The organism is Klebsiella sp. K4 (genome assembly GCF_014596785.2).
Lineage (GTDB): Bacteria > Pseudomonadota > Gammaproteobacteria > Enterobacterales > Enterobacteriaceae > Klebsiella > Klebsiella pneumoniae.
Window position 1 is genome coordinate 1,545,313 of sequence record NZ_CP115021.1, and the last position, 13,112, is coordinate 1,558,424.

General features: G+C 55.3%; 11 protein-coding genes. 7 read left to right on the forward strand and 4 right to left on the reverse strand.

Annotated elements, in window-relative coordinates:
- Positions 1–16 precede the first annotated feature (16 nt).
- Positions 17–2,164 (reverse strand): phosphate acetyltransferase, encoded by a 2,148-nt coding sequence (gene pta, locus IB144_RS07760; RefSeq protein WP_002913196.1) that lies wholly within the window; start codon positions 2,162–2,164, stop codon positions 17–19.
- Between the two features lie 200 nt (positions 2,165–2,364).
- A complete protein-coding gene (gene ackA, locus IB144_RS07765) occupies positions 2,365–3,567 on the reverse strand; it encodes an acetate kinase (protein WP_002913195.1) in 1,203 nt (400 codons plus the stop codon).
- A 337-nt stretch (positions 3,568–3,904) separates the two neighbouring features.
- Between ackA and yfbV the strand changes: the two genes are divergently transcribed.
- The 4 genes from yfbV (at position 3,905) to IB144_RS07785 (ending at position 7,522) form a co-directional block, all read left to right on the forward strand.
- Entirely contained in the window at positions 3,905–4,360 is a 456-nt protein-coding gene (gene yfbV / locus IB144_RS07770) for a terminus macrodomain insulation protein YfbV (RefSeq protein WP_002913194.1), read from the forward strand.
- Positions 4,361–4,447: 87 nt separating this feature from the next.
- Entirely contained in the window at positions 4,448–4,942 is a 495-nt protein-coding gene (locus IB144_RS07775) for a YfbU family protein (RefSeq protein WP_002913193.1), read from the forward strand.
- 11 nt (positions 4,943–4,953) lie between these two features.
- The gene (locus IB144_RS07780) at positions 4,954–5,613 is read left to right on the forward strand and encodes a sugar phosphatase (protein ID WP_019705510.1); all 660 of its coding nucleotides are present in this window, start codon (positions 4,954–4,956) and stop codon (positions 5,611–5,613) included.
- 76 nt (positions 5,614–5,689) lie between these two features.
- A complete protein-coding gene (locus IB144_RS07785; RefSeq protein ID WP_009484760.1) occupies positions 5,690–7,522 on the forward strand; it encodes an SLC13 family permease in 1,833 nt (610 codons plus the stop codon).
- Between the two features lie 44 nt (positions 7,523–7,566).
- Here the strand turns inward: IB144_RS07785 and yfbR are convergent, their stop codons facing one another.
- Both yfbR and alaA read right to left on the reverse strand, forming a co-directional pair.
- Positions 7,567–8,166 (reverse strand): 5'-deoxynucleotidase, encoded by a 600-nt coding sequence (gene yfbR / locus IB144_RS07790; protein WP_002913188.1) that lies wholly within the window; start codon positions 8,164–8,166, stop codon positions 7,567–7,569.
- 81 nt (positions 8,167–8,247) lie between these two features.
- A complete protein-coding gene (alaA, locus tag IB144_RS07795) occupies positions 8,248–9,465 on the reverse strand; it encodes an alanine transaminase AlaA (RefSeq protein WP_002913185.1) in 1,218 nt (405 codons plus the stop codon).
- Between the two features lie 872 nt (positions 9,466–10,337).
- Between alaA and IB144_RS07800 the strand changes: the two genes are divergently transcribed.
- From IB144_RS07800 to nuoB, 3 genes are all read left to right on the forward strand, one after another.
- On the forward strand, positions 10,338–11,264 hold the full coding sequence (locus IB144_RS07800; RefSeq protein ID WP_019705508.1) for a LysR family transcriptional regulator: 927 nt from the start codon (positions 10,338–10,340) through the stop codon (positions 11,262–11,264).
- Positions 11,265–11,915: 651 nt separating this feature from the next.
- Positions 11,916–12,362: an NADH-quinone oxidoreductase subunit NuoA gene (nuoA, locus tag IB144_RS07805; RefSeq protein ID WP_002913181.1), complete on the forward strand. Its 447-nt coding sequence runs from the start codon at positions 11,916–11,918 to the stop codon at positions 12,360–12,362.
- 15 nt (positions 12,363–12,377) lie between these two features.
- Positions 12,378–13,052, forward strand: coding sequence for an NADH-quinone oxidoreductase subunit NuoB (gene nuoB / locus IB144_RS07810; protein ID WP_002913178.1), 675 nt, complete (start codon positions 12,378–12,380; stop codon positions 13,050–13,052).
- Positions 13,053–13,112: the final 60 nt, after the last annotated feature.

A 13,112-nucleotide genomic window follows, 5' to 3' on the forward strand; every position in this document is an offset into this window, starting at 1 on the left:
TGACCACAGCGGCAGATTACTTCTGCTGCTGAGCCGATTGGATCGCGGTCAGTGCGATGGTATAGACGATATCGTCTACCAGCGCGCCACGGGACAGGTCGTTGACCGGCTTGCGCATACCCTGCAGCATCGGCCCGATGGAGATCAGGTCGGCAGAGCGCTGTACCGCTTTGTACGTGGTGTTACCGGTGTTCAGATCCGGGAAGATGAACACGGTCGCGCGGCCAGCTACCGGTGAGTTCGGCGCTTTGGACTTCGCTACGTCAGCCATCACCGCGGCGTCATACTGCAGCGGGCCGTCGATCATCAGGTCAGGACGTTTTTCCTGCGCCAGACGGGTCGCTTCGCGGACTTTCTCGACATCGCTACCCGCGCCGGAGGTACCGGTGGAATAGGAGAGCATCGCCACGCGCGGTTCGATGCCGAAGGCAATCGCGGATTCAGCGGACTGAATAGCGATTTCCGCCAGCTGCTCGGCGGTCGGGTCCGGGTTGATCGCGCAGTCGCCGTAAACGTAAACCTGTTCCGGCAGCAGCATGAAGAACACGGAGGAGACCAGCGAGCTGCCCGGCGCGGTTTTGATCAGCTGCAGCGGCGGACGAATGGTGTTGGCAGTGGTGTGAACCGCGCCGGATACCAGACCGTCGACTTCGTCCTGTTCCAGCATCAGGGTGCCGAGAACCACGTTGTCTTCCAGCTGCTCACGCGCGACCGCTTCGGTCATGCCTTTGTTCTTACGCAGTTCGACCAGGCGACCCACATAGCTTTCGCGAACCACTTCCGGATCGACGATTTCAATGCCGGCGCCAAGCTCAACGCCCTGGGCCGCGGCTACGCGGTTGATCTCATCCGGGTTACCCAGCAGGACGCAGGTGGCGATCCCGCGTTCGGCGCAAATCGCCGCCGCTTTCACGGTACGCGGTTCGTCGCCTTCCGGCAGAACGACACGTTTGCCGGCTTTGCGCGCCAGCTCGGTCAGCTGGTAGCGGAAGGCTGGCGGAGAGAGACGGCGGCTGCGCTCGGAGGTCGCGGTCAGCGATTCGATCCAGTCGGCGTTGATGTAGTTGGCCACGTATTCCTGAACTTTCTCGATACGCTCGTGATCGTCAACCGGTACTTCGAGGTTAAAGCTCTGCAGGCTCAGGGAGGTCTGCCAGGTGTTGGTGTTGACCATGAATACCGGCAGGCCGGTCGCGAAAGCGCGTTCACACAGCTTGCTGATGCGCGCGTCCATTTCATAGCCGCCGGTCAGCAGAATGGCGCCGATTTCCACGCCGTTCATTGCCGCCAGGCAGGCCGCAACCAGCACGTCAGGACGGTCTGCGGAGGTAACCAGCAGAGAACCAGGGCGGAAGTGTTCCAGCATGTGCGGGATGCTGCGCGCGCAGAAAGTCACGGATTTCACGCGGCGGGTATTGATATCGCCTTCGTTGATGATGGTCGCATTCAGATGGTGCGCCATGTCGATCGCGCGGGTCGCGATCAGATCGAAGCTCCATGGCACTGCGCCCAGCACCGGCAGCGTGCTGCCTTTCTGCAGCTGAGCCGGGTCAATCTTCACGATTTTTGCTTTCGACGAGTCGTCGAAAATTTCCGACAGGTCAGGACGGGTACGGCCCTGATCGTCGACAGGGGCATTCAGTTTGTTGACGATAACGCCGGTGATGCTGGTATTTTTGGCGCCGCCAAAGCTGTTACGGGTCAGTTCGATACGCTCGTTCAGCTGTTCTGGCGTGTCGGTGCCCTGAGACATCACGAAGACGATTTCAGCGTTCAGCGTTTTGGCGATTTCAAAGTTCAGCGCCTGGGCGAACTGATGCTTACGGGTCGGTACCAGGCCTTCCACCAGCACCACTTCCGCGTCCTGAGTATTCGCGTGGTAGTTGGCAATGATCTCTTCCATCAGCACATCTTTCTGATTGCTGGAGAGCAGAGACTCAACATGGCTCATCTTCAGCGGTTCAGCGGCGGTGGTGGTGGAGGAGCTGGCGCGAACGATGGTGGTGGTCTGGTCTGGGGCATCGCCACCGGAACGCGGCTGGGCGATAGGTTTAAAGACGCTCAGACGAACGCCTTTGCGTTCCATAGCGCGGATCACACCGAGGCTGACGCTGGTCAGACCTACGCTGGTACCGGTAGGAATTAACATGATAGTACGGGACACGGTATATCCTCTTTCGTTACCGCCAGTATCAGGCGGGATACAAAACAGCACCGCCAGCTATCCGTCATATTTCAAGTTGCACGTGCGTTGGCTCTACTTGCTCACCCCGGTGGCGTACGCGCTGTACGCGGCCGGGGTTTTGCTGTTTCGCCGCCTTCCTGCAGCTCGAATTATTGCGGGTCAGGGCTGGCGATGTGGAATTATGCGGTCAGACGGCTGGCGTCTTGCGCGATGACCAGCTCTTCGTTGGTCGGGATAACCACGGCAGGACGGGTGCCTTCTTTGTTGATGAAGCCAGACTTGCCGAAGCGGGCAGCAAGGTTACGCTCATGGTCAACTTCAAAGCCCAGTACGCCCAGTTTGCCCAGCGACAGCTCACGCACCATCGCGGCGTTTTCACCGATACCACCGGTGAAAATAACGGCGTCAAGACGGCCGTCCATCAGCGCGGTGTAGGAACCGATGTATTTCGCCAGGCGGTGGCAGTAAACGTCCATCGCGCGTTTAGCGTCGGCTTTTTCCTGATAGTTGTCTTCCACGTAGCGGCAGTCGCTGGTGACTTCGGTCAGACCCAGCAGGCCGGACTCTTTGGTCAGCATTTTGTTGATCGCGTCAACGCTCATGCCCAGGGTGTCGTGCAGATGGAAGATGATGGCCGGATCGATGTCACCGGAGCGGGTACCCATCACCAGGCCTTCCAGCGGGGTCAGACCCATGGAGGTGTCAACGCATTTACCGTTACGGATAGCGGAAACAGAACCACCGTTGCCGAGGTGGCAGGTGATGATGTTCAGCTCTTCCACCGGCTTGTTCAGGATCTTAGCGGCTTCCTGAGTCACGTAGAAGTGGCTGGTGCCGTGCGCGCCGTAACGACGAACGCCGTGCTCTTTGTACAGGCTGTACGGCAGGGCGTAGAGATAGGATTCTTCCGGCATGGTCTGATGGAACGCCGTATCGAATACAGCCACGTTTTTGTCTTTCAGGTGCGGGAAGGATTTCAGCGCTTCAGCGATGCCGATCAGGTGTGCCGGGTTGTGCAGCGGTGCGAAAGACGCGGCGTCTTTAATACCCTGAATTACGGACTCGTCGATCACCACGGAGCTGGTGTATTTTTCACCGCCGTGTACGATACGGTGGCCGATTGCGGTCAGCTGAGCAGACAGTTCTGGTTTTTGTGCCAGAATAGTGTTAACGATAAAGTTCAGCGCTTCACTGTGCGCGGCGCCCGCGCCTAACTCGGCTTCTTGTTTGCTGCCGTCCATTTTCCATTTGATACGGGCTTCCGGCAGGTGGAAGCATTCCGCTAAACCGGACAGATATTCGTCGCCGTTCACGGCGTCAAGGATAGCAAATTTCAGAGAGGAGCTACCGCAGTTCAGAACCAGTACTAACTTACTCGACATGGAAGTACCTTTTTATGATACGTGGCTAAAAAAACGTCAGTGTGTCATTAGCGTAGCGCAGGATGACCTCGACATTTATGATTAACATCATGCCTTGTTCTGTTTTCGGGCACGATGAGAGAAGTACATTTGATTTTATGCCATTTTGCATAATTTTCAGCCAATGGCAGAATATGCGATAATTTGACTAGCCTGGCAAAGAGTCTAACCGCCCTTTCAGGCGGGCACAGGATACCTGATTGCGGCATCCTTTGCCAAAATCTTTTGAACGATGTCATGCATAGTTGGTGTTTTGCACGAATTTTTTAAGTTTTATATGTAAAGTTGAGGTAAAGCCATGTCGACCCCTGAGAAACGCCCCGTTAGCTTCTTTAGCTTGTTCAACCGCGGGCAGCATTACGCAAAGACCTGGCCTCTCGACAAGCGCCTCGCACCGGTGTTTATTGAAAACCGCATTATTCGTGCCACCCGCTATGCCATCCGCATCATGCCGCCAATCGCCATTTTTACCCTCTGCTGGCAGATAGCTCTTGGCGGCCAGCTGGGCCCCGCCGTCGCTACCGCGCTGTTTGCGCTGAGCCTGCCGATGCAGGGACTCTGGTGGTTGGGTAAGCGTTCGGTGACGCCGCTGCCGCCCTCCATTCTTAACTGGTTCTATGAAGTGCGCGGTAAACTGCAGGAGGCGGGGCAGGCGCTGGCACCGGTCGAAGGCAAGCCCGATTATCAGGCGCTGGCTGACACGCTTAAGCGCGCCTTCAAACAACTGGATAAAACTTTCCTTGATGATTTGTAATTCACTACGGAAAACGCATATAAAAGAAGGCGCATGATTTATGCGCCTTCTTTATTTCACGCCCTACCGTGCTACAGGAGTCACAACATGGAAATGACCAATGCGCAGCGTCTGATTTTATCCAATCAGTACAAAATGATGACGATGCTCGACCCGGATAATGCGGAACGCTACCGTCGTCTGCAAACCATCATAGAGCGTGGGTATGGGCTTCAGATGCGTGAACTGGACCGCGAGTTCGGCCAGCTGACGGAAGAAACCTGCCGTACCGTTATTGATATCATGGAGATGTACCACGCGCTGCACGTCTCCTGGACCAACCTGAAAGACGCGGCGGGTATCGATGAACGCCGGGTCACCTTCCTCGGGTTTGATGCCGCCACCGAAGCGCGTTATCTCGGCTATGTGCGTTTTATGGTCAACGTTGAAGGCCGCTACAGCCATTTTGACGCCGGTACCCATGGCTTTAACTCGCAGACCCCGATGTGGGAGAAATATCAGCGGATGCTGAGCGTCTGGCACGCTTGCCCGCGCCAGTATCATCTGAGCAGTAATGAAATTAATCAAATTATCAACGCCTGAGGGAGGTGCCCGTGCAGTGTAAAGGTTTCCTGTTCGATTTAGACGGGACGCTGGTGGATTCCTTGCCGGTGGTGGAGCGTTCATGGTGCAAGTGGGGGGATCGTTTCGCCATTGACCATGATGAAATTCTCAGTTTTATTCACGGCAAGCAGGCCATTACCTCCATTCGCCATTTTATGCCGGGGCGCAGCGAGGAGGATATCCAGGCCGAATTTCGCTACCTCGAGCAGATAGAAGCCACTGATATTGAGGGTATCGTCGCGCTGCCGGGGGCATTAGCCCTGTTGAATACGCTCAATGAGGCCGGGATCCCGTGGGCGATTGTCACCTCCGGCTCGATTCCGGTTGCCCACGCGCGTCACCGCGCGGCGGGCCTGCCGATGCCTGAGGTGTTCGTCACCGCCGAGCAGGTGAAACACGGCAAACCGGCGCCGGACGCCTATCTGCTGGGCGCCGAGCGGCTGGGTCTGCCTGCCGGGGAGTGCGCGGTGGTGGAAGATGCGCCGGCGGGGCTCCTCTCCGGACTGGCGGCCGGCTGTCGCACTATCGCGGTCAACGTGCCCGCCGATGCCCCTCGCCTGGGTGAAGCCGACCTCGTGCTGAGCAGCCTGGAAGATCTGGTGGTTGAACGCCAGACTGACGGCGTGGTAAATGTGCGTCTTAAAGCGTAAACCCATGATTTCGCCCCGCGTCGTCGGGGCTTTTTTATGCCACTATGTCGACTCCCACTTGTGACAAGGAAACGTTGTGAACGGTGAATTGATTTGGGTTTTATCCCTCCTGGCCATCGCGGTTGTGCTGTTTGCTACCGGCAAGGTGCGCATGGATGCTATCGCCCTGATGGTCATTGTCGCCTTTGTCCTCAGCGGAACGCTGACGTTAAATGAAGCTTTTTCCGGATTCAGCGATCCTAACGTGATCCTGATTGCCGCCCTGTTTATTATCGGCGATGGCCTGGTGCGCACCGGAGTCGCCACCAAAATGGGGGCATGGCTGGTGAGCGTGGCGGGGAACAGCGAAACCAAAATGCTGATCTACCTGATGCTCACCGTCGCCGGTCTGGGCGCGTTTATGAGCTCCACCGGGGTGGTCGCCATTTTCATCCCGGTGGTACTTAGCGTCTCGGCGCGGATGAATACCTCGCCATCGCGGCTGATGATGCCGCTGAGCTTCGCCGGGCTTATCAGCGGGATGATGACCCTGGTGGCGACGCCGCCCAACCTGGTGGTCAACAGTGAATTGCTGCGCGAGGGACTGCACGGCTTCAGCTTTTTCAGCGTCACGCCGATTGGCCTGGTGGTGCTGATCCTGGGCATCGTCTATATGCTGGCGGTGCGCTTTATGCTGAAGACGGATAATGGCGACTCCGCACGCGATGGGCGAAAAAGAAGCACCTTCCGCGATTTGATCCGCGAATATCACCTCACCGGCCGCGCTCGCCGGCTGGCCATCCGCCCGGGTTCGCCGATGATCGGTCAGCGGCTGGATGATTTAAAGCTGCGTGAGCGCTACTGCGCCAACGTGATCGGCGTTGAACGCTGGCGGCGGTTCCGCCGGGTAATTGTCAACGTCAACGGGGTATCGGAATTTCGCGCCCGCGACGTCCTGCTGATCGATATGTCCGCCTCCGATGTCGATTTACGCCAGTTCTGCGGCGAGCAAATGCTTGAGCCGATGGTATTGCGCGGCGAGTATTTTGCCGATCAGGCGCTGGATGTGGGGATGGCGGAGGTGGCGCTGATCCCGGATTCAGAGATGATGGGCAAAACGGTGCGTGAGATAGCCTTCCGCACCCGGTTTGGTCTCAATATCGTCGGCATGAAGCGCGATGGCAAAGCGATGGATGGTTCGGTGGTCGACGAGCCGCTGCAGCTCGGCGATATCCTGCTGGTGGTCGGCAACTGGCGGCAAATTGCCCTGCTGGCGAAGCGCGGCCGGGATTTCGTGGTGCTCAATATGCCGGTTGAGGTCGATGACGCTTCGCCGGCCCACAGCCAGGCTCCGCATGCGATTTTCTGCCTGGTGCTGATGGTAGCCCTGATGCTCACCGATGAAATTCCCAACCCGATTGCCGCGATTATCGCCTGTCTGCTGATGGGCAAATTCCGCTGCATCAATGCCGAAAGCGCCTACAAGGCGATCCACTGGCCGAGCATTATTTTGATTGTTGGGATGATGCCGTTTGCCCTGGCGCTGCAAAAAACCGGCGGGGTGGATCTGGTGGTGAAGGGACTGATGGATGTCGCCGGAGGCGAGGGGCCTTATCTGATGCTCGGCTGCCTGTTCGTGATGTGCGCGGCGATTGGGCTGTTTATCTCAAACACCGCCACGGCGGTGCTGATGGCGCCTATTGCCTTAGCGGCGGCGAAGTCAATGGGCGTCTCACCCTATCCTTTTGCCATGGTGGTGGCGATGGCGGCTTCGGCGGCGTTTATGACCCCGGTCTCCTCGCCGGTTAATACCCTGGTGCTTGGCCCGGGCAAGTACTCATTTAGCGATTTTGTCAAAATAGGCGTGCCCTTTACCATACTGGTGATGGTGGTCTGCGTCCTGCTAATCCCGGTACTGTTTCCGTTTTAAGATATTCTGGCCGGGTAGAGCACAACCGCCGCCCGGCCAGAACCTTACAGCGGCGAATCTTGGCTAATTTCGTCCAGCGACAGCTGGAAGCTTGGGACGAACACTTGCATAAAGTAATCCATCTCCGCGCTGCGCCGCGATGCCAGGGTCTTTTCCAGCCGACCTTTGGCCAGCAGAAATTCGTTATTGCCTGCAGACAGCTCTTCGAGGCACTTCAGGTAAGCGCAGAGGGCGTCAGCCTGTTTAACGATCGACTGCTCTTCCTCACTGTAGTGATGCTCATCAATCAGCGGCTCGAAAATATCGCGCAGCTCGTCAGGGACCATATCCACCAGCTTTTGCTGAGCAATTTTTTCAATTGCCTTATATTCCTGGGCAATCTGGGAGTTGAAATATTTCACCGGAGTAGGGAGATCGCCAGTTAGTACTTCCGAGGCGTCATGGTACATCGCCAGCAGGGCGATACGCTCGGCGTTGACCTGGCCGCCAAATTTGCGGTTTTTAATCGCCGCCAGCGCGTGGGCGACCATCGCCACCTGCAGGCTGTGTTCGGAGACATTTTCGGTGCGCACGTTGCGCATCAGCGGCCAGCGGTTAATCAGTTTCAGGCGGGAGAGGTGGGCAAAGAAATGACTCTGACTCATAGGGACCCTTAATCAGTGACAACATCGGGTTCCATTGTGCGCAGGGATCGCCGCCGGATGCAAATGCCGGCGGCGGCGCGATTAAAGCTGATGGTAGCCGGAGAGGAAGCGGCCAAAGCGGGAGATAGCCATCTCCAGGTCGTCTTCGCGCGGCAGGGTCACGATGCGTACGTGATCCGGCCACGGCCAGTTAAAGGCGGTGCCTTGCACCAGCAGGACTTTCTCCTGCAGCAGGAAGTCGAGCACCATTTTCTGGTCGTCATGAATATTGAAGCGTTTGGCGTCGATTTTCGGGAACATATACAGCGCGCCTTTTGGCTTCACGCAGGAGACGCCCGGAATATCGTTGATAAGCTCCCAGGCGCGGTTGCGTTGTTCATACAGGCGTCCGCCGGGGATGATGAATTCGCTGATGCTCTGATAGCCGCCCAGCGCCGTCTGGATAGCATGCTGGGCCGGCACGTTGGCGCAAAGACGCATTGAAGCCAGCATCTCCAGCCCTTCGATATAGCCCTTCGCGTGTTTTTTCGGGCCATTCAGCACCATCCAGCCTTGACGGAAGCCGGCAACGCGGTAGGTTTTCGACAATCCGTTAAAGGTCACCGTCAGCAGGTCCGGCGCCAGGGCGGCAATAGAGTGATGCTGGGCTTCGTCGTAGAGGATCTTGTCGTAAATTTCATCGGCGAAAATGATCAGATTATGCTGACGAGCGATCTCCACGATCTCTTGCAGCAATTCTTTGGAATAGACCGCGCCGGTGGGGTTGTTAGGGTTAATGATCACGATCCCGCGGGTGCGCGGTGTGATTTTTGCGCGGATGTCGTCCAGATCCGGGAACCAGTCAGAGGATTCGTCACACAGATAGTGCACCGCTTTGCCGCTGGAAAGCGACACCGCCGCCGTCCACAGCGGGTAGTCCGGGGCGGGAACCAGCATCTCATCGCCGCTGTTTAACAGCGCCTGCATCGCCTGCACAATCAGTTCGGACACGCCGTTGCCGATATAGATGTCTTCCACCGTGACATCGCGCATACCCCGGGCCTGGTAATGCTGCATGATAGCTTTACGCGCCGAGTACAATCCTTTCGAATCGCAGTAACCCTGGGCGGTAGGCAAATTGCGGATGACGTCGACGAGGATCTCGTCAGGGGCCTCGAAGCCGAATGGCGCCGGGTTGCCGATGTTCAGTTTCAGAACCTTATTGCCTTCTTCTTCAAGACGTTTGGCTTCTTTCAGAACCGGGCCGCGGATGTCATAACAGACGTTCTCTAACTTGCTGGATTTTTCGATGGGGGACATGAATCTTGACCTTTTAGCTGTTATCGCCACTCCCTGCCGTGGAAGTCAGCACGGAACAATGTACTCCCCCTCCCCGCTGTTTTGAAGGCTTTGCAGGAGAAGATTTTGCTGACGCCGGATTTTAAGCGCAATTGATTTATCTACCGATTGCGGATTTGGTCTGTGGCTTATGCCTTTTTATGTCGATTTTTTGGTCGTAAATATAGATTTAGTAGCGATTTTGCCATCATTTATCTCGTTTGTTTGCCCGGTAATATGGGGAGGGAGGAGGGGGAGTCGCTAAAAAACGCTATCCTGCATACAAGCGCGATTGGCTTGTAATTTTGATGTTAAATAATTTTAATAAAAAACAGCGTGCGACCACATTATTATTATTTTTAGCGGGTAATAATCTGAGGTTTGTTAATTAATATAAAATGTTGAAAAAAATTTAAAATTGTCTCAGTTAATCCTTATTAAGGCTTATAAAAAGGAGGGGGATAGGTTAGAATATCACCGTTAATATCCGTGTTAACCGCCAAGAACTGCGGTTGCATTGAGATTTAATATATTGTTATTACAGGATTTTATTGTTCCTTTTCTGCCGGAAAGTTACGCCAGAAGAGCGATTTTCTCAGCATCACTGACCGGGTTCCCGCGGCGACGTATGGCGCCTGGCTGGTCGTGGTAATAAATAATAATGAGAAATACGAACAATATATTACTCCGCAGTTCTGCGCATTTGCCCAGACGAGTACTTTGGCATGTAATAACGTTCGTCCAGTTGTTTATCCGCCGTCAGACGGTGAGCACGAGGCTCAGGGAATAGCCGGAAACCTGGCGTAAAGCATCAACAAGGCAGGTCAGCGTTAGCCACCTGTAAGTGAAGAAAGATGATTAATACAACACGTCCCATACTCAACCTCGATCTCGATCTGCTGCGTACCTTTGTCGCGGTCGCTGATTTGAACACTTTTGCCGCCGCCGCCGCCGCAGTGTGTCGCACTCAGTCCGCGGTCAGTCAGCAAATGCAACGCCTGGAACAGCTGGTGGGCAAAGAGCTTTTCGCCCGCCACGGCCGCAATAAGCTGCTGACCGAGCAGGGGATCCAGCTGCTGGGCTATGCCCGCAAAATTCTCCGTTTTAACGATGAAGCCTGTATGTCGCTGATGTATGGCAGCCTGCAGGGGGCTCTGAGCATCGGCGCGTCAGAAGAAACGGCTGACACCATCCTGCCGTTTTTGTTAAACCGCATCGGCTGTTTCTATCCCAGAATGACGTTGGAGATCAAAGTTCACCCCCATGCCGCCATCATGGAGATGTTGGCCGAGGGGCTGGTCGATCTGGCGTTGACCACCCATCAGCCTCCCGGCTTTACCTCTTTTACCCTGAGAACATCACCTACTCTCTGGTATTGTGCAGCGGAATATGTGCTGGCGAAGGGGGAATCTATCCCCCTGATCCTGCTCGAAGAGCCAAGCCCATTCCGCCAGGATATTATCGCCGCGCTGGAAACTGCTCGCGTCAGTTGGCATCTGGCCCACGGAGCTTCCTCGCTATCGGGCGTGAAAGCGGCGGTGAAGGCCGGGCTGGGCGTGACGGCGCGCCCGGTCGAAATGATGAGCCCGGATCTACGCGTGGCTGGCATCAGTGAGGGGTTACCGGCGTTGCCGGACACCCGGTACGTCGTCAGCTGCAATCCGCGGACGGTGAGCGAACTGCCGCAGGCGATTTTTCAGTCTCTGAGCCAGGAGATCCATCCCTGGGAAACGGGCACAGCACTTACTCCGGAAGAGGGAGGAAATGCCTTGGTTTTGTAAGGGTATTCTTGCTAACAAAGATCACAAAAACTGGTAACAGAATGTAAGTGCCCAAAAAGAGCCTCAGGAGTTGGTTTCCCGCCTGGCGGCTCTTTTTTTTGCACTCTTATTGATGTTTTGAATCTTTTTTGTATTTCTTTGCAGAAAAATCAGCGTATTGGCGTGACAAGGCGCTCAGCTTGTCGACTTTTCCCTGCACTTTCAACACTTCCTGCTAATGTTAAAAAACCGGATGGATTGTTGCCGATTTCCTGGGGTAATTAACAAAACCGTGTCGCAGATCAAGAAAATACCCCTCTTTGGGGGGAGGAATCGAGGCTAAATCCTGTCAAAATAGAAGGGATTTTTGATTTACGACGGAAACGGACACGATTCAACAACACTAAAACCGAACAGTATGCAAGGTTATTTCGCAGAAAAGGGCATTTAATGTTAATGAAAAGATTCCAATGTAAATTAATGTTATGAAAACTTTTGTTAAAGTTGACAAAAGGTTAAAGAAAGGGGTAAAAAGCCACGGCATCTGGGCTTCTCACATCGACCAGGGACGCTTTTTTGCACGGTTATTTTTTATTCCTCCCGTGAAACGCTGTGGCGTTCATCTGCCAGTAAGAGCAGAGGGTTTTGGCGCTACACTTTTTTGGTTAAGCAATGCGTATGTCAACATCCACTGAAGTCATCGCTCATCATTGGGCATTCGCTATATTTCTCATCATCGCTATCGGCCTGTGCTGCCTCATGCTCGTCGGCGGCTGGTACCTTGGCGGTCGCGCGCGCGCGCGTAGTAAAAACACGCCGTTTGAATCGGGGATCGACTCCGTCGGTTCGGCCCGCTTACGTCTTTCTGCGAAGTTTTATCTGGTTGCCATGTTCTTCGTTATCTTCGACGTGGAAGCCCTGTATCTCTACGCATGGTCGACCTCTATCCGCGAGAGCGGCTGGGTCGGCTTTGTGGAAGCCGCAATTTTCATTTTAGTGCTACTGGCTGGTCTGGTTTATCTCGTTCGCATCGGCGCACTGGACTGGACGCCTGCGCGTTCCCGTCGCACGCTGGTTAACCCGGAAACAGACAGTCCCACTAACCGTCATATGCAGTAAAAGCGAGGCAATAAGATGGATTATACGCTCACCCGCATAGATCCTAACGGTGAGAACGACCGTTACCCCCTGCAGAAACAGGAGATCGTTACCGATCCTCTGGAGCAGGAAGTCAATAAAAGCGTGTATATGGGGAAACTCGAACACGCGCTGCATGACATGGTGAACTGGGGCCGTAAGAACTCAATTTGGCCGTACAACTTCGGCCTTTCTTGCTGTTATGTGGAAATGGTGACGTCATTCACTGCGGTGCATGACGTTGCGCGTTTTGGGGCAGAAGTTCTGCGCGCCTCTCCGCGTCAGGCGGACCTGATGGTGGTCGCGGGAACCTGCTTTACCAAAATGGCGCCGGTTATTCAGCGTCTCTACGATCAGATGCTGGAGCCGAAGTGGGTGATCTCCATGGGCGCCTGCGCCAACTCAGGCGGGATGTACGACATCTATTCCGTCGTCCAGGGCGTGGATAAATTCATTCCGGTCGATGTGTACATCCCGGGCTGCCCGCCGCGTCCGGAGGCCTATATGCAGGCGCTGATGCTGCTGCAGGAGTCCATTGGTAAAGAACGTCGTCCGCTCTCATGGGTGGTTGGCGATCAGGGCGTTTATCGCGCCAATATGCAGTCGGAACGCGAGCGTAAACGCGGCGAACGTATTGCAGTGACCAATCTGCGGACGCCGGACGAGATTTAATTTGCGCCTGCGGGCGGGAGAACCACTTCGCAAATCAATCTACAACAGCGCGAAGTCTCG

Bases quoted from the DNA above. Each gene is read 5' to 3' on its own strand.
- alaA (WP_002913185.1), bottom strand. From the start codon at position 9,465: ATGTCCCCCATCGAAAAATCCAGCAAGTTAGAGAACGTCTGTTATGAC.
- nuoB (WP_002913178.1), top strand. From the start codon at position 12,378: ATGGATTATACGCTCACCCGCATAGATCCTAACGGTGAGAACGACCGT.
- IB144_RS07800 (WP_019705508.1), top strand. From the start codon at position 10,338: ATGATTAATACAACACGTCCCATACTCAACCTCGATCTCGATCTGCTG.
- nuoA (WP_002913181.1), top strand. From the start codon at position 11,916: ATGCGTATGTCAACATCCACTGAAGTCATCGCTCATCATTGGGCATTC.
- IB144_RS07775 (WP_002913193.1), top strand. From the start codon at position 4,448: ATGGAAATGACCAATGCGCAGCGTCTGATTTTATCCAATCAGTACAAA.
- ackA (WP_002913195.1), bottom strand. From the start codon at position 3,567: ATGTCGAGTAAGTTAGTACTGGTTCTGAACTGCGGTAGCTCCTCTCTG.
- yfbV (WP_002913194.1), top strand. From the start codon at position 3,905: ATGTCGACCCCTGAGAAACGCCCCGTTAGCTTCTTTAGCTTGTTCAAC.
- yfbR (WP_002913188.1), bottom strand. From the start codon at position 8,166: ATGAGTCAGAGTCATTTCTTTGCCCACCTCTCCCGCCTGAAACTGATT.